Below are 25,052 nucleotides of genomic sequence, written 5' to 3' on the forward strand. Positions count from 1 at the left end.
TGTCATCGATTGCACACAAACGGAACACGATTCCACGGAAATCCTTACACTACCGAACACCGTTGGAAGTATTTTTGAGTTACTTAGATGAAGCAGTTTTGTCTAGCTTAATTTGACAAATCAAAATACATAAAAAAGAGGCTTTTCCATTATTACAATTTCATTAAAAAAGAGCCAACGGAAATTTTCCATTGGCTCTTATAAATATTATCAGAAATTTTCTCCAAAATACTTCAATGCATCCTTGCTTCGTAACATGTCTCCATGTTCTTGAAGGATTGCTTCAGTTACTTTGACTTTTTCACCATACTCAAACATAGTTAAAAGTTTGTTGTACGCGTATTCTTCAACAATTGAAGAATCAACATAGTTAATGACTAAGTAATAATTTGAATTCATATGATAAAAGTCTGCACGAATCAAATCAGTGGTTACTTCTCTCGATAACTTAAGAAAATCCTCTAAGTCAGCAAATTTAATAATTTCACCTTCAACTGATTTTACATCTTCAGTTTCTTGAATACTCTCTTCATTTTCAAATAAATCTAAGATTGTCTTCTCTTTTTTATTATCATCTTCATTTGATTCATTTTCATTCATTTCTCGTTTACGCTCTATGAGATGTTTAGTTAATTCATCTTCCCATATTTCATCCATTTCATCAAAATTTGTTCGGCTTATATATAATTCCAAACCTTCTTTATTAGGCATTACTTGGAAAGTGACAGCTTCTGATTCCTGAAAGTGCTTATCAACATCTACCTCTTCTAAAATTGAGTAGAAAAATCTTTCAATCGTCTTTTGATCACCAACTAAATCTAGGAAATCAATTCCTCGCTCTTCCAAGTCTTCCTGTCTAATTGACACTTTAATTAAATTTTCATTAATGTGTTCCATTTCCATATCCGTACACCTCCTTAGATCTTCTTACATCTATTATACGAATAATCTAGCAATACACAAATCATTAGTGTTACGTTATCATACCAATCAGAATGTCATGTTTCAAGTAAAAAAGACAAAAAAACCGATTAATAAATAATCGGTCATAGTTATAATAAAAAATGGTTTTTATTCGTTAACCAATGCGCGTGCTTTTTGTAATTCTAATGCACGAACTGCACGTGGTAAGAAACGACGAATTTCATCTTCATTGTATCCAATTTGTAGTCTTTTATCATCAATGATAATTGGTCTACGCAACAGCCCAGGTTGCTCTTGAATCATTTCGAAGAAATCATTTAAAGGAATCTCACTTAATTCTACATCTAATTCAGAATATGCTTTTGAACGAGTAGAAACAATATCCTCTGTCCCATTTTCTGTCATTCGTAAAATTGACTTAATTTCTGTGATTGATAATGGTTCAGTAAAAATATTACGCTCCTCATAAGGAATTTCATTTTCTTCTAACCATGTGCGAGCTTTTCGACATGAGGTACAGCTTGGAGTGATGTATAAAGTAACCATAATATAGTTGCTCCTTTCAATTTTGACAAAGTTAGCTAAAACTTTGCGGCTCCTGTTTAGTACGTTAGCAGCTCTTTTGTGAAATAATAAAGTGATACAAAAACAATAGTGTTATACTTTTAATGAAGTATGTTTTCACAATCTGTATTGCTTTATGTTTAATAGTATAGCATTTTCAAATGAAAAAATCAATCTTACTTCTAATCATCTCTTTAGACTATATTAAGAATTCATCATTAATTCACAAAGTCATTATTCATTAACACACTAAGATTTACAGGTCATTAAGATTTTTTATTTTTGTTCTTTGTCAATAAATACGTTATAATGCTAATATAATTTAAGAAATATTTAATATTTGAAAAGAGGTATTTTTATGAAAGAAAAAGTTTTTTCTGGAGTGCAACCTTCGGGAATCCCCACAATTGGTAATTATATTGGTGCTATGAAAGGCTTTGTTGACTTACAAGATTCTTACGACGCTATCTATTCTATCGTTAATCAGCATGCCATCACAGTACCACAAGATCCAAAAATATTAAAACAAATGACACGTCAATTGGCTGCTTTATACTTAGCCATTGGTATTGATACAAAAAAAGCGATTCTATTCGTTCAATCTGATGTCCCTGCTCATGCTCAAATGGCATGGATTATTCAATGTATGACTGGTTTAGGTGAGTTAGAACGTATGACTCAATTTAAAGATAAAGCTAGAAAGCAAGAAGCTGTTAATGCTGGTTTATTAGCTTACCCAACATTAATGGTTGGAGATATTGTCTTATATGATGCTAATTTTGTTCCAGTCGGAGACGATCAAAAGCAACATTTAGAATTAACACGTAACTTTGTTGACCGCTTTAATTCTCGCTATAATGATGATCTATTAGTTAAACCTGAACCACTTATACCTGAAGAAGGCGGACGTATTATGAGCTTGCAAGATCCAACAAGCAAGATGAGTAAGTCAGATACAAATACAAAATCATTTGTATCTATGTTAGATACACCAAAACAAATCACTAAGAAAATTAAGAGTGCCGTAACGGATTCTATTGGTGAAGTGAACTATGATAAAGAAAATCAACCTGCTGTAGCGAACTTATTACAAATCTACGCAAGCTTCAGTGGAAAATCTATTGACTCAATCGTTTCTGATTATAGTTGCCAAGGCTATGGTAACTTCAAAGGTGATCTAGCTGACTTAGTTGTTTCAACGCTAGAACCTATCCAAGAACGTTATGAATCACTATTAACAAGTTCAGATTTAGACGATATCTTACAAGACGGAGCGAAACGAGCTTCTGCTATCGCTGAGTCTACATTGAGTCGTGTCGAAAAAACAATTGGCTTAACTTATTAATTACATTTTTTAATCATTATCATATTTATGCGCCCAGTTAACGCGAATTAATCTGGGCGTATTTATTTATAGAAATTTATTGTTTTTGTAATCTAATTGTAGTCCAAATACCCTTTACTAATCTATCGTTCTTTAATACAATATTCTCTATTATTATTGGACCTTATATCTTGAATATTTCTGAAAATCAAGTACTATTAAGTTAATTAAAATCTACATTAGGAGAATAAAAAAATGAAAATTGGCGCGCGGGTCTTAAAAACAGGACTAGCGATTTCACTTGCGACATATTTATCTATACTACTGATTCCTGATAACAGTGCAGCGCTTGCAGCGATTGCCGCAGTTACAACAACGATGCCATCAGTAAGAAAATCTTTCGACATGTTTACTCGTCGATTAGTAAGTAACATCATCGGTGGTCTCGTTGCGGTCTTCATGCTTTTTGCCATCGGGAGTAACCCTGTAGCCATCGGTATTGCTGCCGTAGTTACGATTGCAGTATTAAATGCCTTAAACTTATCAGATGTGTTAACATTAGCAGTTATCACACTTGTAGCAGTAATGTTAACGACTTCAGACAATTATTATCTAGCTGCACTATACCGTGTGTTAGAAACAACGATTGGGGTGATTGTTTCTTTCATTATTAATTGGTTAGTCTACCCTCCGCAACATGACAAACCTTTCTACTCAACTCTGGTCAATTTGACGAATGAAGTTTTAATATTCATTCGTGCGACACTCAGAAAGAATGTCACTTTCTCGATTCTACATCGAGATATCCAATGGGCAAGAAAAGAATATTCTACTCTAACAACTCTATTTGATTTAATGAATAATGAAGTAACATTCTCTAAGACAGAGAGAATGGGTAAAGCAAGACGATTAGTTATTTATCGTCAAATGATTAAAACAACTAAATCAGTCATTGATTTACTTGATGCCCTTCATTCGAATGATCACGTCTTTCAAAGTTTCCCAGTAGATTTAAGAATAATGCTCCGCGAACACATTGAAACATTAATGGTTGGGCACGAACAAATTTTACTTAAATTTAGTGGTCGAGTTTCAGCATCAGAAGTGAATTTTATTCATTCTCAAAAAGATTTTAAATTAGAATTTATGAAGCGATTCTTTGATCAAGCTTGGGATGAACTGGAAGCCGATACGAGCTATGATAATGATAGTAATGGGGTTATTCATATCTTATCAGCAACTTATAATTATGAAGAGTCTTTAGTGAAACTCAATAGCATTATACGTATCTACAAAGAACGTTATATTGAGTATCATGATGAAGATGAACAACTTGGTAACGAACATCTATAATGACATAACAACAAAAAATCGGGCTATCCTTAGTGAGAACTAAAGATAGCCCGATTTCTTTTTATAGTCTAGATTTAAAAAATAATGACTGGCATACCATATTCAACTAATTCAAATACTTGCCCCATCATTCCGGGCGGCGTATTAATACAACCAAGTGATCCGGCTGTTTGGTACGCATTCCCACCGAAAGATGACTGCCATGAGGCATCATGAATACCTTGCGCTTGGTCATCAAAAGCAATCCAATATGACACAGGTTGAACATAATCTTGTTCAGTAATTGTATTGTAGCCAACTAAGTTCGTATCTTGTTCCATATTCCAAACTTGATACGCGCCTGGAACTGTTTCTGCCCCAATGATTCCTGAAACAATGGGTGTGTCTAATACGAGTTGTCCATCACGGTAAATAAACATCATTTGATAAGCAATATCGACTTCAACATAATCCTCTCCGACATAATCTCCCATACCGTAACCACTTCCACCGATCACAGGTTCTCTAGTGACTTGAGCTCCGTTATGTATATCTTGAACAATCAACTCTGCTTCATCATAACGATCGATAAACCAACCATAAGTACCAGGTTGTACTTGAACTTCTCCTTGATAAGTACTATTAAAATTACGAGGTAAGAATAAACCTGCATATTGTTCATTTAGTGAAAGAATATATTCCTCCACAGCTTCTTGATCCACTTGTGGGTTATTATCCTCATCTAAATAAATCCAAGCGTTAATTTGCCCTTGCGGGATTGTAACAGAGTTTCCGTCGAATTCCAATGTAATAGATGTACTTTTCATTTGTTCAATGATATCTGCTCTTTGAATCAAGCTCTCACTTTCAGTTAATTCTGTTGGTTTAACATAGGCGTCTTCGATATTTAACTGCCCCGCTCCTGTTCCCACTGACTGAACAATCGCTTGAGCTAAACTATCCGAAGTAACTTGGTTTCCGTATGTTTCTTCTGAAACACTTATTTCACCATTGGCATTCTTCACTAATTGAGCATCAACGGTTGGTTCTCTTTCTTCATTTTTAATTCCAAGACTAGGAACCAAGCCAGCTACAATATTCTCATCAATTTGAATCTGATCTTGAATATTAACGACTTTATCGCCATTGAAGAAGGCAATTGGCCAACTCCAGCCATTCTGATTTTGAATGGCTTGCCCCATAAGTTCATCTACTTCAGCAGACATACCAATTTGGTTCATTTCGATGTAGCCAATATTATTTTCATTTTCATTAAAAATCAAAGTTTTTGACTCAAGGTTCTGCTCCACCGTTTCGGTCGCTTGTTGTGGTGTCATTTGACTAATTTCTACTGGTCCTGCATAAGAGCGAGGCAAAAAATGAGATTTAAAGTAAAATGCACCCACAAAATAAATTAGTAAAATTAAAAGAGCTACGATGGCAGTAATCACATATCGTTTAGGCAATTGTCTAATTTTTTCCAATACATCCACCTCCTATAAATATATACTTCATTTTATGACTCAGTTGCAACTTGTTCAAGGATATTTTTGAAAACTTCAATTGGCTGAGCCCCTGAAACAGCATATTTATTATTAAACACAAAGAATGGAACCCCTTGAACACCAATCGAGCCCCCTGTAGCAATATCATCTTGGACTTTTTGATGATTAGTTTGACTATCATTAAGAATCGATTGAACATCAGCTAAGTTTAGTTCTAGTTCTTGACTGAGTTTTTCAATGACTTCATTATCTTCTATATTCAAACCTTCGACGAAATGCGCTCGATAAAAACGATGGAAATAATCGTTCCCTCGTCCTTCTTCTTTTGCATACTGGAAGACTCGGTGAGCTTTTAACGTGTTTGAGTACTTTGCATCGTCATAATTCATTGTTAAACCAGCTTCAGTTGCCATGTTCTTGACACTGTCCATCATTTGTGTGACTTTATCCATTGGCATGCCTTTTAATTTCGCAAAGGTTTCATAATAGTTTAATTCAGGTTGATAAGTTCCCATTGGATCTAGTTGAAAACTTTTATATTCAATAGTCACATCGTCCTTCTCAGAAAAAGTACTTAAAGCTCGGTTTAAGTGCTCCTCAGCAATGTAGCAAAAAGGACAAACAAAATCCGACCAAATAGTAATTTCCATAAATAAATTCCTCCTAAATGATGTACTCATACATTAAGTATTCTGCTAAACCTGTATCTTCGTAATACAGTTCAATGGTATCAACCAAAACAAAGCCAGTTGCTGGATATAATTTCTTCCCAGCTCTATTTACTCCGTAAACATCAATGCGAATGGCTTTATAATTGCGTTTATTCCCGTAAGCTTGGGCAAATTGCACTAATGCTTTTGCGATACCTTTGCCTCTTGCATTAGGCATGACACCTAGAGCGTGTATCGATATGAATTCGCCTTCATCGGCTTGTATTTGCCAGTTTGCCTTTTCGTAACCTTCTGTATAGGCTTCATTAATAATCATTCCACCACAGATTTTGTCTTCTAGTTCAAAAACATAATATTGTTTAAGATTAATCGCTTCTTGAATCATTGTTTCATCAGGATAAATACCAAGTACCCAACCTGCCCCAGCCTCTACTTGCCCCGGATATTCGGTCATCACTCTATAATTGTCCATAATGATATCAAAATCACTTTGTGTTGCTAATCGAATCGACATCCATCCACCTCTTATTATGTAATCATCGTCATTAATTTTGTTTAAGTAATTAAATCTACTTATCAATTAATTTACCATAGTATTGGCTTCGATACCATGATAAAGCTTGATTTTATGCTCTTTTGTCCCATTATTTCAATATATATTTTTTTAGCTTATATTTTGAAATGAAAAAGACGACAGAAAATAAATATCTGCCGTCAAACTTTATTATTTATTATTGAAGACTCGCTTGATAAGTTAACACTGGCTTACGCGCAGCGATTGTCTCATCTAATCTTCTAACTGATGTTAAGTGTGGTGCTTGTTTAACCATTTCTGGATCTTCCATAATTTCTTTTGAAATTGAAATAAAAGCATCTGCAATTTGGTCTAATTCACGGATTGATTCCGTTTCAGTCGGTTCTATCATCAGACATTCTTCTACAATTAGTGGGAAGTATGTCGTTGGTGAATGAATACCATAGTCTAACAAACGTTTCCCAATATCTTTCGCATTGACATTATGCTCAACTTTTTGTCGTTTACAACTCACAACAAATTCATGCATACAATGTTGGGCAAAAGGAACGTCGTAATATTCTTTAATACGTGCTTTCAAGTAATTAGAATTCAAGACGGCATCTTTAGACACTTGCGTTAGACCATCTGCACCCATGGTTCTAATATAAGAATAAGCACGGACATTCACACCAAAGTTTCCAAAGTTACCTTTAATTCGACCAATACTTTGAGGATAGTCAGAATTAATAATGTAATGCTCGTCTACTTTTTCAATTCTAGGCACAGGTAAGAAAGCTTCTAAGTTTGCTTTCACACCGATAGGTCCTGATCCTGGACCACCACCACCGTGAGGTCCTGTAAAGGTCTTATGTAAATTCAAGTGAACAGCATCAAAGCCCATTTCACCTGGATTAGATATTCCCATAATCGCGTTTGAATTAGCACCATCGTAATATGCTAAGCCACCTACTTCATGAACAATGTCTACAATTTCTTGAATATCACGTTCATATAAACCTGCTGTATTAGGATTCGTTAACATAATACCCGCCGTCTCTTCATTGACTACTTGTTTCAATGCTTCAATATCTATAATGCCTTCTTTAGTTGAAGGGATTTCAAACGTTTCATAGCCAGCAACCGTTGCTGTCGCAGGGTTCGTCCCATGAGCAGAGTCTGGAACAATAATATTCTTACGTTGCTCACCTTCACCGTTCGCTTCATGAAAAGCTTTAAACATCAATATTGCAGCTAATTCTCCATGAGCTCCAGCGGCAGGTTGAAGAGAAATATGATCCATCCCTGTAATTTCCGCAAGGTATTCTTGTAAGTTATGCAATAATTCTAAGGCTCCTTGAGCTGTCTCTGGTTCTTGTTGAGGGTGAATTTGACTGAATCCGTCTAAAGCAGCAATCGTCTCATTCACTTTTGGGTTATATTTCATCGTACATGACCCAAGCGGATATGGTCCAGACTCAATACCGAAGTTTTTATTCGATAAGGCTGTATAGTGTCTTACCAGTTGCAATTCTGACACTTCTGGTAATTTTGCTACTTCTTGTCGATTTAAATATTTAGGTAAATCTTTAGTTAGATCATACGTTGGGACATCGTTCTCTGGTAAATCATAACTGATATGACCAGGTTGAGAAATTTCAAATATTATTTCATTATATTCTTTAAGCATGACGTGTCACCTCTACTAAACTCGATACAAAAGCATCAATTTCTGACTTCGAGCGTTTCTCCGTTGCACATAATAAGTAAGAATTCTCAATACCTGTTGAGCGAGTCGCATCATAACCACCAACAAAGCCTAGTTGGTGTAATGCCAAGTTAACTTCTTTAACAGGTTGCTCTAATTGAATTACAAACTCATTGAAGAAAGGCACTTGATTAAGAACTTTGAAGCCTTGCGCTTCTAATTGGTCTTTTAAATAATGAGCTTTATTAATATTTTGCTTTGCCATCTCAACAATACCTTCTCGTCCTAAAGCAGAGATGGCTATGGCAGAAGCTAAAGCATATAAAGCTTGGTTTGAACTATAATTACTTGTCGCTTTCTCACGACGAATGTGTTGTTCACGTGTAGCTAAAGTCATAACAAAACCACGCTCGCCGTTCTCATCTTTAGTCTGTCCGACAATACGACTAGGTATTTTACGCATTAATTTCTTCGTTGTGGCAAAGTATCCACAGTGAGGACCACCATAAGACATTGGAATACCAAATGGTTGTACGTCTCCAACAACAATATCTGCACCTAACTTACCAGGCGCTTCTAGAGCACCTAGAGCCAGTGGATTTGCTGATACAATAAGTAATGCTTTTGTACCACTCATTGCTTCTTCAATTTCTTTCAAATCTTCAACAGATCCAAGGAAATTTGGGTATTGAATAATGACAGCAGCAACAGTCTCATCTAATTGCTCTTTAAGCTTTTCAGTATCTGTCACATCATTTGTTAAAGGAATTTCATCTACTTCATATTCCTTACCAAAGCCATAAGTGTTTAAGACATCAATCCCTTGTGGGTTAACCCCTTGAGATATTAAGATTTTTGATGATTTTCTTACAGAAGTTATTGCTAAATTCGCTGCTTCAGAAATAGCATTATATCCGTCATACATCCCACAGTTTGCCACTTCCATCTGAGTCAACTCTGCAATCATAGATTGCCACTCAAATAAAGCCTGTAGCTCTCCTTGGCTAATTTCAGGCTGATACGGAACGTATGCTGTTAGAAATTCTTGTCTAGATATGATCGCTTGGACAATTGAAGGGATATAATGGTCATACGTTCCTGCCCCAATAAAGTAAGGCATCTGTGTAGCATTTGTGTTCTTACTAGCTAGCTCACGAGCGTGTTTAAGTAGTTCAAATTCACTTAACTCTTTAGGTAGATCCATTCTTTCCTGGGTTCTAACTGCTTTTGGGACGTCTTCATATAATTCATCCACTGACTTAACGCCAATGGTATTTAACATTTTTTCTCTGTCTTCCTCTGTATGAGGTAAATAACGAAATTTTTTCAACTCATTCATCCTCTCACATTTAAACATTCATTCTGATTACTGGATTGAAAATAAACTTAATCTTCTACAAATTCAGTATATTGTTCTAATGATATTAAATGAGATGTATCAATAGCTGATTCACTTGTTAATTCACAAATCCACCCTAATTCATAAGGGTCTTCGTTAACATTCTCAGGTTCATCTTCTAAAGTTTCATTCACTGCAGTTACTTTCCCAGCAATTGGTGCATAAATTTCTGACGTAGATTTCACTGATTCAATGTTTGCGAATGCTTCTTCTAGATCATATTCCTCATCCATCTCGGGTACTTCAACATAAACGATGTCCCCTAATTGTTCTACAGCGTAATCTGTAATTCCGATACGAACAGTATTGTCATCTAATACTTGAACCCATTCGTGATCTTCTGTGTAAAATAATGTATTTTTATCCATTTTTCTTCCTCCAATTATTTATTTTTTAACCAATCTTTTTTAGTAATCTTCGCTGGTACACGTTTATTACGAATCTCAACAAAAATTCGATCGTTTATTTTGGCAAATGGTTTTCTAATTTGTGCAAAACCGATTGCTTTTTTAAAGGTTGGTGATTTTGTTCCAGATGTTACTTCCCCAATGACTTTCGTACTTTCTTCTGTTTCATAGACTTTATATCCTTGACGAGCAATCCCTTTTCCAGTCAGTTCAAAGCCACGAGACATATAACGATTCGGATCGTTCTTCACTGTCTCAAGGGCTTCTTTACCAATAAAGTTCTCCTTATTTAAATCGACTGCAAAAGCAATTCCACCTTCAATCGGTGTAATTTCCTCGCTGAGATCATTGCCGTATAAAGCCATACCGGCTTCAAGTCGTAAGGTGTCTCTTGCTCCTAGACCACATTCTTTCAGTCCATAAGACTCACCTACGTTAAGCAACGTCTCCCAAACTTCGGTTGTCTCTGACCATGGAATATATAATTCATAACCCAATTCACCTGTGTAACCTGTCTTAGAAATACGCACTGAATCAACACCCGCAATTGTTTGTTGACTGAACATTTGGAAATTATTTAATTCTAACACTTCAGGTGCTACAATTTCCTTTAATACTTTTTCAGAATTTGGACCTTGAACCGCAATCAATCCGTATTCTGCTGATTGATCGACGATCTCGACTGTGTTATCGGAATTATGCTCATTCAACCATGCTAGAATTTTGTCTTTATTTCCAGCATTGGGAGTGACAAATAATGTATTCTCTGCAACATAATAATAAATCAAATCATCTAAAGTATAACCATTCTCATTCACGATGGCAGTATACTGTGCGTCGTTTAATGAAATTCTTTGTGTATCGTTCGTGATGATTTGATTAAACCATTCAAGCACATTTGAACCTTTAATTAAAATTTCCCCCATATGAGAAGCTTCAAAAATCCCAACCGTTTGACGCACCGCATCATGTTCTTCTTGAATCTTTGTGAATTGGATTGGCAGTGCCCAGCCTCCAAAATCAGTTAATTTTAACCCTTTCTCAACATAATAATCAAAAAGTGGGGTCTGTTTTAAATTTTTTTCAGCCATTCTTAACTACCTCCATCGTATTATTACATCCTTTATATTGTCAGCTACATACTTTATATTAGAATCAAATAAAACCCCTGTCTGTTTTCTAATTATAAGGCACCTAGTAAACCTTTCAATACTTCTACGCACGAACATTAATGAAACAATCATATTGTTCGTTATAACTTAATTTTTTTCAGAAAACCTACTGTAGTATAAGCGTTTTTAAAATCTCGTGTGTAAATTTTTAGTAGCCGTCTTTACAGTTTCTCAATTGTATTATAGCCAATTTTTAATCGACTAACAATAAAGGAAACACAAGCGGTAAAGCTTGAAAATATACTGAAATAGGAATAAGATGATTAAAGTAAGAAAAACCTTAGGAGGCATACAATGTTAGAGAAATTACTAGCAAAAATTGAAGAAAATAAAGATCAGATGATTGATATTCGTCGCTACTTACACGAAAATCCAGAACTATCTTTTGAAGAAGTGAATACTTCTAAATACATCGCGGACTTTTACAAAGATAAAGATGTAGATGTTCAAACAAATGTTGGTAATCACGGGGTTAAAGTAACGATTGATTCTGGTAAACCAGGTAAAACGTTAGCTATCCGTGCTGACTTTGATGCACTACCTATCGAAGAAGCCACTGGTTTACCCTTTGCATCTAAAAACCCAGGTGTGATGCATGCATGTGGTCATGATGCCCATACTGCTTACATACTTATCTTAGCTGATGCTTTAATCGAATTAAAAGATGAGTTCGAAGGTAAGATTGTTATAATTCATCAAGATGCTGAGGAAGTTCCACCAGGAGGGGCTATCGGTATGATTAAAGATGGTGTCTTAGACGGTGTTGATAATGCCTTTGGTATCCACGTGATGTCTAACAAACCATATGGAGAAATTCATTATGTCCCAGGTGAAGCACAAAATGGTCGTGCGAAATTTGTTCTTAAAGTACAAGGTGTTGGTGGACATGGTTCAAGTCCTCACGAAGCGAATGACGCGATTGTTGCGGCTAGTTACTTTGTTACAGCGATACAAACAGTTGTTTCACGTCGTTTAAGTCCATTCGATACAGGTGTTGTAACCATCGGTTCTTTCGACGGTAAAGGGTCGTTCAACGCTATTAAAGATTCAGTAGTCCTTGAAGGTGACGTTCGTGGTATGTCTGAAGAAGTACGTAAAAAAATAGAAGACGAAGTAAAACGTATCATTAAGGGTCTTGAAGTTATTTACAACGTCACTTGCGAACTTGACTACGCAAATGACTACCCTGTTCTATACAATGATCCAGAATTAACAGAACACATTGGTGCAGTTTTATCTGAAGCTAATCTTGAAGATGTTACAGAAGTTGTTAAAGTAGGACCAATGTCTCCATCAGAAGACTTCGCTTACTACGCTAAAGAAGTTCCAAGTTCTTTCTTCTATGTTGGTGCAGCCCCAGTAGATAAAGAAGCTTTCCCACATCACCATCCTAAATTCGATATCGAAGAAGGCTCAATGATGATTGCTGCCCGTGCAATGGCGACGGTTGTAGCTGATTACTTCAGTAATGATCAAAGCGAGAACAAATAGATGATTACAGGCGTAGAGATTGATTTCGTTGTTGAAGACTCACTAAAAGCACTTGAGATGTATCAAGCAATCTTTGCTGATGCATTAGAAGTCATTGAAAAAACAAGTTTCCCTACAGGTTTAAACGAAGCAGTGTTTACTTTATACGGCACTCGCTTCCATCTTTTAGATGCTAATGCTGAGTATAATTTATTAGCACCTACAGAAGATGATCCTAAAACTTTATGGTTCAATGTGATGGTACCTAACATTAAAGATACCTTCCAAAATGCAATTGATAATGGCGCTTCTGTCATTCAAGAACTTATGCATATGCCTGAGATGGGTGTAACTAATGGAATGTTCTTGGACAAAGCAAATTACATTTGGATGTTACATGAAATCCACGAAGAAGTTAGTTTTGAAAAACGCGAAGAATTTTTCAAAGATGAATTTAATTTAGATTAGTAACATTTACATAAATACACCTTATTATTCAAATGAGTAAGAATATTGAATAATAAGGTGTATTTGTATGTATATAATAAGTGCTGATTAATCGAAACTATCTGAATCGATCATTAAACGATCGCGTTCTTCCATATTCGCGTTCTTTACTTCCCAGTGAACGACAACACTTAGAACTATTCTTAGAATTACAACTACGGTTAATACAATCAGTTCTTGGAAATCTCGAATAACGACCGTCTTAATAACCTCTGCCCCAAGTTTAAACTGTAAACTCAAAGCGAGGACTTCACCTAAAGTAATCGTAATCGCCTTATCATGAAAGTTAAAGCCAGATTTCATAAAAATCCAAAGTACCTTTAAACTACCGAAAAAAATAATAAAAATTCCGATTAATTCTAATATATGAATAATGGGTGGGCTAACAATTTGACTCAATTCTTCTAGGAACACTGATTCACAACTCCTTATACTTTTTATTTAATTTTACCGATATCTATCTAAAAGTACAAATGAAAAATGAGTTTGACAAAAAGAAATGAGATTCTTAAAATGAATGCATACTAAACTATTTTTTTATAACTAATATATTATAAAGCGAGGTAAGTAACTAACATGGAGTACATTCAAATTCTTGGTCCGAATCATTTATTATATATTGCTGTTTTAATTTTCTTTACCTGCCTCTTATTTATGAATCAATCGTATGTTAGAGACCACCGCAATACTATTTCAAAATACATTGTGACTATTTCAATCCTTCAACAAATTTTATTATACGGTTCTTATGTCCTACTCGGTGAATTTACATTACAAGAATCCTTACCCTTCCACATTAGTCGGATTAATACCATTCTAGGTATCATTTTCTTATTTACTAAATCTGAAAAATTATTTAAGATCGTTGCCTATTTCTCAGTGTTTGCTTGGTTAAGTTTCTTAGTACCATCAAACATTGAACCGATTACGCATCCTAGAGGGGTAAGTTTTTTAACGAATCATGTTATTACATTGCTACTACCCTTCTACGGTATGATTGCCTATAACTATAAAGTTTATGCATCCGCACGTAAGCGTGTCATTCTATTGTTTTTAGTATACTTTGTCTTCGTGGCGTTATTTAATCCAATTGTTAATGGTAATTACTTTTATCTTAGAGATAAACCCATCTTTTCTTCCGTACCTAATATCTTTTATTATCCGGGCTCAATTTTAGTATCTATCTTGCTGTTCTTTATTATTGAACAGATATTTCACTTAGTTCAAAGCAAATTTATTCACAAACAAACAGAGGGATGAGTTCTATTATGATCTCGTCCCTCTGTTATTATATTATTTAAAAACTTTATTTAACCAAGCTTTTGCTTGCATAGCTGTGTCACCATTTAACTCATGGGAATTTACCCAAAACGTTGTGACTTCTGCGCCGCGTGTCTCGAAGATATCAACAACATTCTCGCTATCATTTAACGAAACGATGGGATCATTTTCTCCCATTGATAAAAAAATTGAAACATCTTTCATATCTTTTGTATTATGAGACACGTCCACTGGATACATTGGTGCAAAGAGTGCCCCTTTATTCACTTGACTGTCTTCTCTTAATAAGATATTCATTGCAATGTTTGATCCGTTTGAAAAGCCAACAAAGACTGCATCATCTAAATTAAAGTTATATTCTTTACTCGATTCAACGATAAACTGATGTAAAGCTTCTCCGCGTTGATTTAAGTCTTCAACATCATATACGCCTTCTTCTTTACGTTTAAAGTAGCGTAACATGCCATTCTCTACGACATCTCCACGGATGGCTAAGATTGCTGCCTCAGGATCTAAAATCTCACCTAAGGGTAGTAAATTTTTTTCATTTCCACCCGTTCCATGTAACATAATGAATACAGGATGGTTTGCTTTTCCTTCTCTAAAGATATGTTCCATAAATTATTAACTCCTTTAATCTGGTCGGACTAAATCAAATTGCGTACCTAATTTGGCATACTCCGCACCGGCTAATCGACTCACAGGTTTCAGTTTGTCTGCTATAATATAGCCTGTGTCAACATCGTAAATCTCTTCTGCAAGATGAAAACCAACCACCTCTAGGATGATTAAATCCGCAACGATTAACCCTGATGCATCCGTAATTTCAACAGCTTTATACAACTGTGTCTCATAGCGGACGAGGGCTTCTTTAATCCCTGGTGTACCAATCAATTTTGAGTCAATTAAGTTAAAGTTTGATACACTTAACTCACTCTCATCTGCAGGCAATGTTGCTGATGTTACATTTGCATCGTTTACGATTCGCTCATCTACAACATGAACCGTCGCTTCTTTCTTTGCGAGAATATTTCTTGAAGTGTCTTTTAGTTCACCATTCGATCGTTGTATCGCAATCGAAATGAGAGGTGGGTTGTTAGAAACAATATTAAAGTAACTAAAAGGTGCAATATTAATGACTTCATCAGATTGCGTCATCACTAATGCAATCGGCCTTGGAATAATTGTTCCTGCTAATTTCTTTTTATTGTCCTTTGAGGACATATTATCTGCTTTAAAAAAATGCATAAACCCCTCCTATAATTCGACTTTTGGTAAAGTTTTCTCGATTTCTTCTCGCTGGCTTTCATATTGTTCTGGAAGCATGAGCTTTTGGCCTAAGGCATCTAAAGGTTCATCGACAGCAAAGTCTGGACCATCGGTCGCATATTCGAGTAGAACATGGCCTTTTTCTCGCATGTACATTGCTTTAAAGTAATTACGGTCCTTAACATCTGTCACGTGGAATCCTTCATCTTGTAGGTATTCACGCCATTCTTGTTGTTTAAGATCGTCTTCCATTGACCAAGCCACGTGATGAACTGTTCCAACACCGTCTCTACCTCTCGCTAGTGCTTCTTTAGGTATAATAATGTGATGACGTTGTTCTCCCACTGTTTCTAAGTGGAAGAATTCTAATGTGGCTTCTAATTCCTCTAAACCGAGTTGGTCCCGTAAAGTATCTCTTGTTGCTTCTGGTTGGCTTGATAGTAACTCCACACCGTAGAAACCTAAGATATCTGAATCATTATTCTCTTCATCAGTTTCGACGATTGCTAAGCGTAAAGTATGATGATCTTCAAAGATAATACCACGATTTCCAAACATATTCGATTCTTCAAAAATCACATCATGAGTTTCTAAATGTTTCTTCCAATGTTCTAATGACCCATTAGGTACTGAGAAAGCAATTCTTCCAACTTTCCACTACCTTTGACACCACGATTACGCGTATCCCATGGGAAGAAAGTTAAATTGTTCCATCATCCATTCCCTTATTTGAGAAATAGAAATGATATGTATTTACATCGTCAAAATTAACTGTTTGTTTAATTAATTTTAAGCCTAAAACATCACGATAAAAGTGTAAATTTTCTTGAGGGGGACCTGCAATCGCAGTAATATGGTGTAAATGTTTCACCGGTTCCATATTATCAGCTCCTTATATTGTATTAATGATTTCAAAGCCGCCTGGCTATTATTTATTGCGCGTTGTATCAAATGGACGTACAGATGCTTCGATTTCGTCACGTTTTTCTTCTAAGAATGGCGGTAATGATAATTTTTCTCCTAATGTTTCATATGGTTCGTCGCCCATGAAACCTGGTCCATCTGTAGAGATTTCAATTAAGATATGGCCAATTCGTGCATATAGTGCTTCAAAGAAGAAACGATCTACCCAACCAGAGTGGCGAACACCGATTTGGTTATACTTTGCTTCCCATGATTTAATTGCTGCATGGTCTTCAACTCTAAATGAAACGTGGTGAACTTCTCCGTAACCTTGAATTCCAACGGGTGTTTCCTCATCTTTACGTAAGATAACACGACCACCGTTTCCACCTTCACCAACTTCAAAGACTGCAACTTCTTCTTCTTCAATCATTGGTTTCATATTATAGATTACTTGTAATAATTGTTTGAAGTCATCAAAATAACTTACAGTAATTTCAATCGGTCCAAGCCCGTAGATAGCTTTATCTGTTGGTACTGGTCCATCTTGCCATGGTGTTCCAGCCTCTACCCCTTCATTATTCTCATCTGAGAATAAACGGTAGCGTTGCCCATCTTCTTCTTCAAATTCTAAAACTTTCGTACCGAATAAACCTTCAATTTCGCCGTGTTTTACATCAAATTCTTCAAAACGGTTTAAGTAGTATTCTAATGCTGCATCGTTAGGAACACGTAAGCCAATACGCGAAATTGAGTTCGATCCATAAGTTCCTGAAGGAATATTCGGAAAATCAAAGAATGTTAAATCCGTTCCTGGTGATCCGATGTCATCCGCAAAGAATGTATGATACGTTTGGATATCATCTTGGTTTACTGTCTTTTTAACTAAACGCATACCTAAAATATCTGTGATAAATTTATAGTTTCTTTCAGCACTATTCGTAATCGCTGTAACGTGGTGAATTCCTTTAAGTTCAAAATTGTTCGTCATAATAAAATGCTCCTTTATTTGTTGTCTATGCCGTTCATTTTCTTCAATAAGAACCGTAGTTGTGTGAGTTCATCATCCGATAATTTATCAAATGATTCTCTAATCAATTCAGCATGCGATGGGAAGATGCGTTCAATTAACTCTTTCCCGCTAGGTGTTAAAGAGGCCCGAATGATACGACGATCTTGTTCATTTACAATTCGCTCAACAAGTCCCTTTTCACATAATTTATCAATTAAGTAAGTAGTACTGCTGCTCGCAATTAGAATTTTCTCTTTTATTTGTTGAATGGGTTGTGGCCCTTTATTCAATAATAATTCTAGTACGGCAAACTCATTTAAGTTTAGACCGTGTTTTCTTGAGTCATTTCTAACTGTTCTATCTAAAGTTTCGCTTGTTCTTTGGATCCCTACAAATGCTTTTAATGATTCATCGGTTCTGTTCATTGTTGCTCCTCCTAAAAGATTGTTCATATTTTATTATCTCGTTTTCGAATTATAAGTTAATAATTATAACCGAGCAAAAGCATTTAAAATTTTACTTTAAATGTTTACATCTCGATTTCGAATTAACATTAACATGAATCAATTTAGAGGTCAAGTCTTTCACTTTTATTAGTGATCAATGAAGTGTTATCTCGACTTCGAAATAATACTAACATGGATATTTGTTCAATTCAAGGATTATTCTTGAATTCGTTTGAATGTCTTCAAATTGACACACTCCACCATTATTGATAAATTCAATAGAGGAATAATTAAAGGATTGGTGAACGAAGTGACAATGAAACAAACGTTAAAAACAAATATCAATGTAATTCAAGAAACGATTGAAAATCATCTACCCGCTGGAAACGATGAACCTACTGTAGTTGCAGTCACTAAGACCGTTGATGAAAAAACGATGCGTGATTTGCACGCTCTTGGAGTAAAACACTTTGGGGAGAATCGCCCCGATGTATTCTTAAAGAAATATGAAAATTTAGCAGATATTAATGACGAGATTCAATGGCATTTTATTGGTAATTTACAAACGAGACAAGTGAAGAAGATTATTAATGATATTGATTACCTCCACTCTCTGGACCGTCTCTCTTTAGCAAAAGAAATTCAAAAACGCGCTGAGCAGCCGGTTAACTGTTTCATTCAAGTTAATGTGAGTGGTGAAGATAGTAAATCTGGTTTCCAACCCGACGCGTTGGCTGACACTTTAAAAGAGTTAGAAGCATATGATAAGTTAAATATCATTGGCCTAATGACAATGGCTCCTATTGATGCCAGCCAAGAGGAAATTCATGAATATTTCCGCTTTTTAAAAGAGTTACAAGTTGAAGTGGAACAAAGTAACTTTACAAATGCTCCTTGTACAGAAGTTAGCATGGGCATGAGCCAAGACTATCCCATCGCTGTTTCAGAAGGAGCTACTTTCATACGTGTAGGTACTGCCTTTTTCAAAGATGCTTTATAAGAAACAAAAAACAACAGTCCGATTTTTTCGAACTGTTGTTTTGTTTATCAATAATATGGTTGTCCATTCGATTGTGTCCAAAGCACAACTTCTCCTTGAGCCAAACTTTCTTGGACATCGATAATGCGTTGATTCGTACTGCCTCTGAATTGCCTTGTGAGGTCTTTTTTATTAATGTCAAAACGACCATCGACTAGCACATCAATTAATGATAATAGTTCTAACTTATCCTCTGATTCCAACAGTAATTCTTCCCATGTGTAACCCGTCCATGACCAAATATCTTTTGTTTGTTGGTATTTTTCTCGGATTGATCTACATAAAGGGACTACGATATTAGTATTTAACATAGGCTCTCCACCTAGTAATGTTAAGCCTTGGCAGTATGATGCAGCGAGGTCTTCAATGATTCGCTCTTCTAGTTCTTGCGTATAAGGTGTACCGTAATTAAAGTTTTGTGCGACACGGTTGTAACAACCGATACAGGCAAAGGGGCAGCCACTGACGTAAAGGCTGCATCTGACTCCTTCACCATCCACAAAATTATACGGTTTGTAATCCGCAATCTTACCTAGACTTAAATCTTCAGCTAACCATTCTTTTGGTTTGGGATTTTTCATTCGAGTACGCTCCTTGAGTCGTTTGCTAATTTCGCTTTCTGATTGCGTTTCAATTTCAAAATGCTATCGGGAATGTGTTTCACCCGTGCGTTAATTTCTTTATGTCTTCCACGCACCATGGGTCTTTTCTGTGGATTTCCTAAATAACCACACGTTCTCTTTACTACATCTGAGGTGTCAGGATTCTGATTGCCACATTGTGGGCATTTAAAACCGCGTTCGGTCGCTTCAAATTCACCATCAAAGTCACATTCATAACAATGATCAATCGGTGTATTTGTTCCTAAATAACCAATCTTGTCATAAGCAAAGTCCCAAACTGTTTCTAACGCTTTTAAATTTTGGCGCATATTCGGATACTCACAGTAATGAATAAACCCGCCACTACAGTATTGTGGATAGTCTTTTTCGAATTCTATTTTCTCAAAGGGGGTTGGATTTTTTCTGACATCATAATGGAAAGAATTCGTATAATAATCTTTATCGGTAATACTAGGAATCAATCCAAATCGTTCTTTATCCATCCGACAGAATCGGTCTGTTAAACTCTCTGAAGGAGTGCTGTACACACTGAAGTGATAGCCGTACTGTTCACCTAGCTCGTCTGCCTTGGCTTTAAGAGTTTTAATTACTTCTAGTGTAAAATCTTTAGCTTCTTTATTCCCTTCCCAATCGGGACTATAAAAAGCAGTTGCCACTTCATATAGACCTATATAGCCTAGTGATACTGTTGCGCGTTTGTTTTTAAATAATTTATCAACGGATTCGTCTTCATTCAATCGTTCACCAAATGCTCCATATTGATATAAGATGGGGGCATTCTCTGGTAAAGCTTCCTTCACTCTTTCAACGCGATATACTAAAGCGTCAGTCATAATATCGAGTCTTTCCTCTAATATTGACCAAAATTGCTCTTTGTTCTCGCTAGATTCAATCGCTATTCTCGGTAAATTTAATGTGACAACCCCTAAGTTCATACGACCGTCATTGACTTCATTTCCATTGTCATCTTTCCATCCTTGCAGAAATGAGCGGCACCCCATTGGCACTTTAAAGCTGCCTGTTAATTCAACTAATTTGTCATGCATTAGAACATCCGGGTACATTCGTTTAGCAGTACATTCAATTGCTAACTGTTTGATGTCATAATTCGGATCTGCTTCTTTTAAGTTCACTCCGTCTCTTAGAGTAAAGACAAGTTTAGGGAAAATGGCAGTTCTTTTCTCGCTACCCAAGCCCTCTAATCTAACTTTCAAAATGGCAAATTGGATTTCCCTTTCAATCCATGAAGTCCCTAGACCAAAGCCAAGTGTCGTAAAAGGCGTTTGTCCTTGAGAAGTATAAAGTGTATTAATTTCATATTCCAAACTTTGCATCGCATCATAAATATCTTTTTTCGTCTTACTCATCGCAAATGCTTTTTGTTTATCCTCATCTTCAATCCACTCATGCGCCATCTTTAAATTCTTATGATAATTTTTCTCTGCATAAGGAGCTAAAATCTCATCAATTCGGTTTGCACTAGTTCCTCCGTACTGACTACTTGCAACGTTGGCAATGATTTGAGCCATTTGTGCCGTAGCCGTTTGGATCGATTGGGGTGACTCGACTTGGGCATTTCCTATTGTAAATCCTTCATTAAACATTGTTTCAAAATCAATCAAACTACAATTTGTCATCGGTGCATATGGTTGATAGTCCAAATCATGGTAGTGAATTTGTCCTTTTACATGAGCGTTAGCTACATGAGGAGGAAGCATTTTTAACCCAATTGCTTTAGCCGTGACACCTGCAGTCAAATCTCTTTGTGTATTAAAGACACGACTATCTTTATTCGCATTCTCATTCACTAGTGTACTTTCTTTTGCAGTTAGGGCTTTAATACTTTCATTGATATCGACAGATAACATGCGTTCTTGTTCTCTTTGTACCCGGTAGCTAATGTAAGCTTGGGCAACTTCGTTGTATTCAGAGGCCACTAGTACCTCTTCTGTTACTCGCTGTATTTGATTAATCGTCAATTCTTGACCATATCTAGTAGATAGTTTTGTGACGATGTCTTTAACCAATACCGATATTTCAGCATCCTCGCTTGAATATACATGAGTAAATGCTTTGTTAATCGCTGCTTTTATCTTATTCGGATTAAAGTTTACAACTCGCCCATCTCGTTTGATGACGATTGTATTTGTTTTATTTTCCTTAATACCTTTAAATGTTTGCTCCATTTCCATCCTCCTCCAACACAATATATTGTGTTCACTTAATAATAATAGCACATATATTGTGTTAGTCGAGGAGTTTTTAACGTTTTCATAAATATTATTTATTTAAAATTGTAAGTAACTGCGATGTGAAAGGCTTGGAGATGATATTTTTTTGTGCAATAAAATTCTGTCTACGATGATAATGACAGAAATGAACTTAGTCCACGAATGAATCGGACATGTCTCTAGTTGTCCACGTTTATAGGACCAGTATATAGCTGGAATCGAGTACTCGGATTTTTCCGATTGCGTGTTTAGTCGTAATCTAGGACTCGAATTGAATTCGAATGCAGGTTTACACATTTTCCCAACAAAAAAAGAGCTGCAACCACAGCTCCTTCATTCAACACTTATTATTCTATGACTAGCATATTATTTTCATCGAACTTCCAGCTATCGCCATATGCAACTTCCCAATAATAACCGTCAATATCTTGGAAGTAGCCACTATACCCGCCCCAATCCGTAGGTTCAGGATATTTCGCGATCGGCCCACCAGCAGACTCAACCAGTTTAACAAATTCATCCACTTCAACTTTAGTTTTAAAGTTGATTGCTAAAGTGATCCCACTAAAACCTGTATTAATGACTGGAGGGTTGGTTGGATTTATTTCTTTGGCTAAGGCTTTCAGTGAAAATAATTCTAGTTTTGTCCCATCATTATCAAAAAATACAATCGGTGGGTTGTCAGCCTCTTCATAGGTTTTAAAGCCAATTTCTTTATAAAATTTCATTGCCTTACCAATATCCTTGACACCTAAAGCAACTAAGTTAATTCGATTCATATTCATGACTCCCTTATTTATTTATTTTAAAAAACGCTTAGGCCTACACAATGATTGTTGTAAACCTAAGCGGTAATTAGTTCAAACTGCTTATTCAGCTGTTTCGTCAGTGTTGTTAGATTCATCTAGGCTAGAAATCTCGACACTCTCGCTGTTCTCTTCGCTTTCTTCAATCGTATTGAGTTCCACAATATTCCCGTCAGCATCGACTTCATTCATGACATAATCTATTGAGTCAGTTTCACCACTATTTCGAATCCAAGCATACAGCCAACTTTCATCTTCGAATCGATAAGTTATCTCTGATGGCTCACCAATTAATTCCTGTAACTCTTCAAATGTAGTAAACTCACGATTGTCACTCTCTGAATCTTGCCAAGTTTCAATTTCTTCTAAAGTAATGTTTAATGGCTCAAAGGCCGTCTCATTCACTAACAATAAATTCACTTCTGTTAAATAAGGCGCAGCGAATTCCTCTTCTGTTTCTGTACTTTCAACAGATTCTGTCGAATCTGCCTGTCCACTACTTGCTTCCGCAGCCTTTTTTTCTGAGAATATTTGTGCATATAGAATAGCTGATTCTTCATCATTCATTGAATAATACAATAAGAATTCACTTGCACCTGCGTCAAATGTTTCGGCAGGCTCACCCGCTAATTCAATGACTTCTTCTTTAGTCATGTCGGTTGAACCTTCGGAAATGAACGTCTCAAACGTAGACTTTAATTCATCTAAAGGTATTTGGGGCAGATCGTCATAGGCTCCAAACCAGCGAATATAATTCACCTTATCCTCTTCACTTAATTCTACTTGTTCCAGTTCTTCATCACTTGTACTAGAACTACTTTCTGATGCTGCTATGCTTATTGGGTTAAATAGCATCGCGAATAACATCGCTACTAAAAACCCTTTATTTCTATGACTCATCTCTATCCATCCTCACTTCAGATTGTTACTTTAGACAAGTATAGCATAGGCCTCGATTTTTCTAAATATTTACGGTCTTCGCTTATTTATTGTAAAATACCTTGATTGCTTCGTATAAGTAATCCGTTGCGCCTTCAGTAATATCTTCATAGTATTTCTTGAAACGCTCATCTTGTGTATACATTTGAACTAGGCTAATGTGTGCTTCTTCAGAGTATAGATCATCTGGCCAAACCATGATTAGCCATTCTTTATGTAATTCAGCAACTCGTTGCCCTTCTGCACTTTCAGGTTTCCCTTCTGGTACGGCATTTACTAAAGCTTCACTGATTTCTTCATTAAGCTTTTCAATATGTTCGTACTGTTCTTGCGTTAAATTTCCGAATTTTTTATTTGATGAATTAATGACATCATCACCGTATTTTTCTCTGATTTCTTCACCATATTTTTCTTCATTAGCTTTAATTTGTTGTTTTTTAAAGCCTTCAAATTCTTTTTTAGACATTGTTAAGTCCTCCTTGTATATTTTAATTGTGTTTTCGACTGTATTCATCAATTGACTAATACGTTCTTTTTCCGATTTGAGGTGTTGGTAATGTGTTTCCAACGCTTTAAGACGATCAAATTCTGAAGAATTAACAATCGCATGAATTTCCTCCAATGTGATGCCAAATTCTCGGTAAAACATTATTTGTTGTAGCATTTTCACTTCGTTTTCACTATAAATTCGGTAACCATTCTCGTCGATATAAGCTGGTTTTAATAAATCAATCGCATCATAATGACGCAAAGTCCTTGTGCTAATCCCGGCTAGTTTTGCTAATTCTCCAATTGAATAACTCATTTCCTCACCTCTTCATACAGATTACACCTTAACGTTACGTCAAGGTCAAGCCATTTTATATAATATTTTCTAAAATTTTGATTTGTCAAATTAAGCTAGACAAAACTGCTTCATCTAAGTAACTCAAAAATACTTCCAACGGTGTTCGGTAGTGTAAGGATTTCCGTGGAATCGTGTTCCGTTTGTGTGCAATCGATGACA

The 25,052-nt window shown here is 35.8% G+C and carries 27 protein-coding genes and 2 pseudogenes; 7 read left to right on the top strand and 22 right to left on the bottom strand.

The window, feature by feature from the left end:
• Positions 1-116: pseudogene (locus ACEN3Z_RS07770) on the top strand (IS30 family transposase); the annotation flags it as partial.
• Positions 117-210: 94 nt separating this feature from the next.
• Here the strand turns inward: ACEN3Z_RS07770 and ACEN3Z_RS07775 are convergent.
• Complete coding sequence (locus ACEN3Z_RS07775; protein ID WP_407090404.1) at positions 211-903, bottom strand: adaptor protein MecA; 693 nt, start codon at positions 901-903, stop codon at positions 211-213.
• A 168-nt stretch (positions 904-1,071) separates the two neighbouring features.
• Positions 1,072-1,470, bottom strand: a complete 399-nt coding sequence (spxA, locus tag ACEN3Z_RS07780; RefSeq protein WP_138404023.1) for a transcriptional regulator SpxA — start codon at positions 1,468-1,470, stop codon at positions 1,072-1,074.
• Positions 1,471-1,846: 376 nt separating this feature from the next.
• On the opposite strand from spxA, the gene trpS reads away from it, so the two are divergent.
• Together trpS and ACEN3Z_RS07790 are read left to right on the top strand one after the other, a co-directional pair.
• Positions 1,847-2,833 carry a tryptophan--tRNA ligase gene (gene trpS, locus ACEN3Z_RS07785; protein WP_138404022.1) on the top strand — a complete coding sequence of 329 codons (987 nt, stop codon included), beginning with the start codon at positions 1,847-1,849 and terminating at the stop codon, positions 2,831-2,833.
• A 234-nt stretch (positions 2,834-3,067) separates the two neighbouring features.
• Entirely contained in the window at positions 3,068-4,165 is a 1,098-nt protein-coding gene (locus tag ACEN3Z_RS07790) for an FUSC family protein (protein WP_407090405.1), read from the top strand.
• A 74-nt stretch (positions 4,166-4,239) separates the two neighbouring features.
• Here ACEN3Z_RS07790 and ACEN3Z_RS07795 read toward each other — a convergent pair whose 3' ends face one another.
• The 7 genes from ACEN3Z_RS07795 to gcvT all read right to left on the bottom strand — a co-directional run bounded on the left by ACEN3Z_RS07795 (position 4,240) and on the right by gcvT (position 11,439).
• The gene (locus ACEN3Z_RS07795; protein WP_407090406.1) at positions 4,240-5,628 is read right to left on the bottom strand and encodes a L,D-transpeptidase family protein; all 1,389 of its coding nucleotides are present in this window, start codon (positions 5,626-5,628) and stop codon (positions 4,240-4,242) included.
• Positions 5,629-5,660: 32 nt separating this feature from the next.
• Positions 5,661-6,299: a DsbA family protein gene (locus tag ACEN3Z_RS07800; RefSeq protein WP_407090407.1), complete on the bottom strand. Its 639-nt coding sequence runs from the start codon at positions 6,297-6,299 to the stop codon at positions 5,661-5,663.
• Positions 6,300-6,312: 13 nt separating this feature from the next.
• Entirely contained in the window at positions 6,313-6,834 is a 522-nt protein-coding gene (locus tag ACEN3Z_RS07805) for a GNAT family N-acetyltransferase (RefSeq protein ID WP_407090408.1), read from the bottom strand.
• Between the two features lie 217 nt (positions 6,835-7,051).
• Positions 7,052-8,524, bottom strand: a complete 1,473-nt coding sequence (gene gcvPB, locus ACEN3Z_RS07810) for an aminomethyl-transferring glycine dehydrogenase subunit GcvPB (protein ID WP_407090409.1) — start codon at positions 8,522-8,524, stop codon at positions 7,052-7,054.
• Positions 8,517-9,872 (bottom strand): aminomethyl-transferring glycine dehydrogenase subunit GcvPA, encoded by a 1,356-nt coding sequence (gene gcvPA / locus ACEN3Z_RS07815; protein ID WP_407090410.1) that lies wholly within the window; start codon positions 9,870-9,872, stop codon positions 8,517-8,519. Before gcvPA ends, gcvPB begins: the two co-directional genes overlap by 8 nt.
• Positions 9,873-9,928: 56 nt before the next feature.
• Complete coding sequence (gene gcvH / locus ACEN3Z_RS07820) at positions 9,929-10,309, bottom strand: glycine cleavage system protein GcvH (protein ID WP_138404015.1); 381 nt, start codon at positions 10,307-10,309, stop codon at positions 9,929-9,931.
• A gap of 14 nt (positions 10,310-10,323) precedes the next feature.
• Positions 10,324-11,439, bottom strand: a complete 1,116-nt coding sequence (gcvT, locus tag ACEN3Z_RS07825; RefSeq protein WP_407090411.1) for a glycine cleavage system aminomethyltransferase GcvT — start codon at positions 11,437-11,439, stop codon at positions 10,324-10,326.
• A gap of 375 nt (positions 11,440-11,814) precedes the next feature.
• Here gcvT and ACEN3Z_RS07830 point away from each other — a divergent pair, with 375 nt between their 5' ends.
• Together ACEN3Z_RS07830 and ACEN3Z_RS07835 are read left to right on the top strand one after the other, a co-directional pair.
• Positions 11,815-13,011 carry a M20 family metallopeptidase gene (locus ACEN3Z_RS07830; protein WP_407090412.1) on the top strand — a complete coding sequence of 399 codons (1,197 nt, stop codon included), beginning with the start codon at positions 11,815-11,817 and terminating at the stop codon, positions 13,009-13,011.
• Positions 13,012-13,458 carry a VOC family protein gene (locus ACEN3Z_RS07835; protein WP_407090413.1) on the top strand — a complete coding sequence of 149 codons (447 nt, stop codon included), beginning with the start codon at positions 13,012-13,014 and terminating at the stop codon, positions 13,456-13,458.
• An 87-nt stretch (positions 13,459-13,545) separates the two neighbouring features.
• Here ACEN3Z_RS07835 and ACEN3Z_RS07840 read toward each other — a convergent pair whose 3' ends face one another.
• Positions 13,546-13,911: a DUF1622 domain-containing protein gene (locus ACEN3Z_RS07840; protein WP_407090414.1), complete on the bottom strand. Its 366-nt coding sequence runs from the start codon at positions 13,909-13,911 to the stop codon at positions 13,546-13,548.
• A 162-nt stretch (positions 13,912-14,073) separates the two neighbouring features.
• Here ACEN3Z_RS07840 and ACEN3Z_RS07845 point away from each other — a divergent pair, with 162 nt between their 5' ends.
• Positions 14,074-14,757, top strand: coding sequence for a TIGR02206 family membrane protein (locus ACEN3Z_RS07845; protein WP_407090415.1), 684 nt, complete (start codon positions 14,074-14,076; stop codon positions 14,755-14,757).
• 33 nt (positions 14,758-14,790) lie between these two features.
• Here ACEN3Z_RS07845 and ACEN3Z_RS07850 read toward each other — a convergent pair whose 3' ends face one another.
• The 6 genes from ACEN3Z_RS07850 to ACEN3Z_RS07875 all read right to left on the bottom strand — a co-directional run bounded on the left by ACEN3Z_RS07850 (position 14,791) and on the right by ACEN3Z_RS07875 (position 18,387).
• A complete protein-coding gene (locus ACEN3Z_RS07850; RefSeq protein WP_407090416.1) occupies positions 14,791-15,396 on the bottom strand; it encodes an alpha/beta hydrolase in 606 nt (201 codons plus the stop codon).
• 15 nt (positions 15,397-15,411) lie between these two features.
• Positions 15,412-16,026, bottom strand: a complete 615-nt coding sequence (locus ACEN3Z_RS07855; protein ID WP_407090417.1) for a flavin reductase family protein — start codon at positions 16,024-16,026, stop codon at positions 15,412-15,414.
• Positions 16,027-16,035: 9 nt separating this feature from the next.
• Entirely contained in the window at positions 16,036-16,605 is a 570-nt protein-coding gene (locus ACEN3Z_RS07860; protein WP_407090418.1) for a VOC family protein, read from the bottom strand.
• A 142-nt stretch (positions 16,606-16,747) separates the two neighbouring features.
• Positions 16,748-16,927 carry a VOC family protein gene (locus ACEN3Z_RS07865; RefSeq protein WP_407090419.1) on the bottom strand — a complete coding sequence of 60 codons (180 nt, stop codon included), beginning with the start codon at positions 16,925-16,927 and terminating at the stop codon, positions 16,748-16,750.
• A gap of 48 nt (positions 16,928-16,975) precedes the next feature.
• Positions 16,976-17,941, bottom strand: coding sequence for a VOC family protein (locus ACEN3Z_RS07870; protein ID WP_407090420.1), 966 nt, complete (start codon positions 17,939-17,941; stop codon positions 16,976-16,978).
• A gap of 14 nt (positions 17,942-17,955) precedes the next feature.
• Complete coding sequence (locus ACEN3Z_RS07875) at positions 17,956-18,387, bottom strand: MarR family winged helix-turn-helix transcriptional regulator (RefSeq protein ID WP_407090421.1); 432 nt, start codon at positions 18,385-18,387, stop codon at positions 17,956-17,958.
• Between the two features lie 337 nt (positions 18,388-18,724).
• Between ACEN3Z_RS07875 and ACEN3Z_RS07880 the strand changes: the two genes are divergently transcribed.
• A complete protein-coding gene (locus tag ACEN3Z_RS07880; RefSeq protein WP_407090422.1) occupies positions 18,725-19,408 on the top strand; it encodes a YggS family pyridoxal phosphate-dependent enzyme in 684 nt (227 codons plus the stop codon).
• 47 nt (positions 19,409-19,455) lie between these two features.
• Here the strand turns inward: ACEN3Z_RS07880 and nrdG are convergent, their stop codons facing one another.
• The 6 genes and pseudogenes from nrdG to ACEN3Z_RS07910 form a co-directional block, all read right to left on the bottom strand.
• A complete protein-coding gene (gene nrdG, locus ACEN3Z_RS07885; RefSeq protein WP_407090423.1) occupies positions 19,456-20,028 on the bottom strand; it encodes an anaerobic ribonucleoside-triphosphate reductase activating protein in 573 nt (190 codons plus the stop codon).
• Positions 20,025-22,256 (bottom strand): anaerobic ribonucleoside-triphosphate reductase, encoded by a 2,232-nt coding sequence (nrdD, locus tag ACEN3Z_RS07890; protein ID WP_407090424.1) that lies wholly within the window; start codon positions 22,254-22,256, stop codon positions 20,025-20,027. The genes nrdG and nrdD overlap by 4 nt, the downstream gene beginning before the upstream one ends.
• 392 nt (positions 22,257-22,648) lie before the next feature.
• Entirely contained in the window at positions 22,649-23,080 is a 432-nt protein-coding gene (locus ACEN3Z_RS07895; protein WP_407090425.1) for a VOC family protein, read from the bottom strand.
• 90 nt (positions 23,081-23,170) lie between these two features.
• Positions 23,171-24,007 carry a hypothetical protein gene (locus ACEN3Z_RS07900; RefSeq protein ID WP_407090426.1) on the bottom strand — a complete coding sequence of 279 codons (837 nt, stop codon included), beginning with the start codon at positions 24,005-24,007 and terminating at the stop codon, positions 23,171-23,173.
• Positions 24,008-24,089: 82 nt separating this feature from the next.
• A complete protein-coding gene (locus ACEN3Z_RS07905; RefSeq protein ID WP_407090427.1) occupies positions 24,090-24,851 on the bottom strand; it encodes a MerR family transcriptional regulator in 762 nt (253 codons plus the stop codon).
• A gap of 85 nt (positions 24,852-24,936) precedes the next feature.
• Positions 24,937-25,052: pseudogene (locus ACEN3Z_RS07910) on the bottom strand (IS30 family transposase); the annotation flags it as partial.

Origin of the sequence: Ruoffia sp. FAM 26254, assembly GCF_045528545.1 — a bacterium.
GTDB lineage: Bacteria > Bacillota > Bacilli > Lactobacillales > Aerococcaceae > Ruoffia > Ruoffia halotolerans.

Coding starts and splice junctions, on each gene's coding strand:
- ACEN3Z_RS07775 (WP_407090404.1), bottom strand. CDS start 903: ATGGAAATGGAACACATTAATGAAAATTTAATTAAAGTGTCAATTAGA.
- spxA (WP_138404023.1), bottom strand. CDS start 1,470: ATGGTTACTTTATACATCACTCCAAGCTGTACCTCATGTCGAAAAGCT.
- trpS (WP_138404022.1), top strand. CDS start 1,847: ATGAAAGAAAAAGTTTTTTCTGGAGTGCAACCTTCGGGAATCCCCACA.
- ACEN3Z_RS07790 (WP_407090405.1), top strand. CDS start 3,068: ATGAAAATTGGCGCGCGGGTCTTAAAAACAGGACTAGCGATTTCACTT.
- ACEN3Z_RS07800 (WP_407090407.1), bottom strand. CDS start 6,299: ATGGAAATTACTATTTGGTCGGATTTTGTTTGTCCTTTTTGCTACATT.
- ACEN3Z_RS07805 (WP_407090408.1), bottom strand. CDS start 6,834: ATGTCGATTCGATTAGCAACACAAAGTGATTTTGATATCATTATGGAC.
- gcvPB (WP_407090409.1), bottom strand. CDS start 8,524: ATGCTTAAAGAATATAATGAAATAATATTTGAAATTTCTCAACCTGGT.
- gcvH (WP_138404015.1), bottom strand. CDS start 10,309: ATGGATAAAAATACATTATTTTACACAGAAGATCACGAATGGGTTCAA.
- gcvT (WP_407090411.1), bottom strand. CDS start 11,439: ATGGCTGAAAAAAATTTAAAACAGACCCCACTTTTTGATTATTATGTT.
- ACEN3Z_RS07830 (WP_407090412.1), top strand. CDS start 11,815: ATGTTAGAGAAATTACTAGCAAAAATTGAAGAAAATAAAGATCAGATG.
- ACEN3Z_RS07835 (WP_407090413.1), top strand. CDS start 13,012: ATGATTACAGGCGTAGAGATTGATTTCGTTGTTGAAGACTCACTAAAA.
- ACEN3Z_RS07845 (WP_407090415.1), top strand. CDS start 14,074: ATGGAGTACATTCAAATTCTTGGTCCGAATCATTTATTATATATTGCT.
- ACEN3Z_RS07850 (WP_407090416.1), bottom strand. CDS start 15,396: ATGGAACATATCTTTAGAGAAGGAAAAGCAAACCATCCTGTATTCATT.
- ACEN3Z_RS07855 (WP_407090417.1), bottom strand. CDS start 16,026: ATGCATTTTTTTAAAGCAGATAATATGTCCTCAAAGGACAATAAAAAG.
- ACEN3Z_RS07860 (WP_407090418.1), bottom strand. CDS start 16,605: ATGTTTGGAAATCGTGGTATTATCTTTGAAGATCATCATACTTTACGC.
- ACEN3Z_RS07865 (WP_407090419.1), bottom strand. CDS start 16,927: ATGGAACCGGTGAAACATTTACACCATATTACTGCGATTGCAGGTCCC.
- ACEN3Z_RS07870 (WP_407090420.1), bottom strand. CDS start 17,941: ATGACGAACAATTTTGAACTTAAAGGAATTCACCACGTTACAGCGATT.
- ACEN3Z_RS07875 (WP_407090421.1), bottom strand. CDS start 18,387: ATGAACAGAACCGATGAATCATTAAAAGCATTTGTAGGGATCCAAAGA.
- ACEN3Z_RS07880 (WP_407090422.1), top strand. CDS start 18,725: ATGAAACAAACGTTAAAAACAAATATCAATGTAATTCAAGAAACGATT.
- nrdG (WP_407090423.1), bottom strand. CDS start 20,028: ATGAAAAATCCCAAACCAAAAGAATGGTTAGCTGAAGATTTAAGTCTA.
- nrdD (WP_407090424.1), bottom strand. CDS start 22,256: ATGGAGCAAACATTTAAAGGTATTAAGGAAAATAAAACAAATACAATC.
- ACEN3Z_RS07895 (WP_407090425.1), bottom strand. CDS start 23,080: ATGAATCGAATTAACTTAGTTGCTTTAGGTGTCAAGGATATTGGTAAG.
- ACEN3Z_RS07900 (WP_407090426.1), bottom strand. CDS start 24,007: ATGAGTCATAGAAATAAAGGGTTTTTAGTAGCGATGTTATTCGCGATG.
- ACEN3Z_RS07905 (WP_407090427.1), bottom strand. CDS start 24,851: ATGAGTTATTCAATTGGAGAATTAGCAAAACTAGCCGGGATTAGCACA.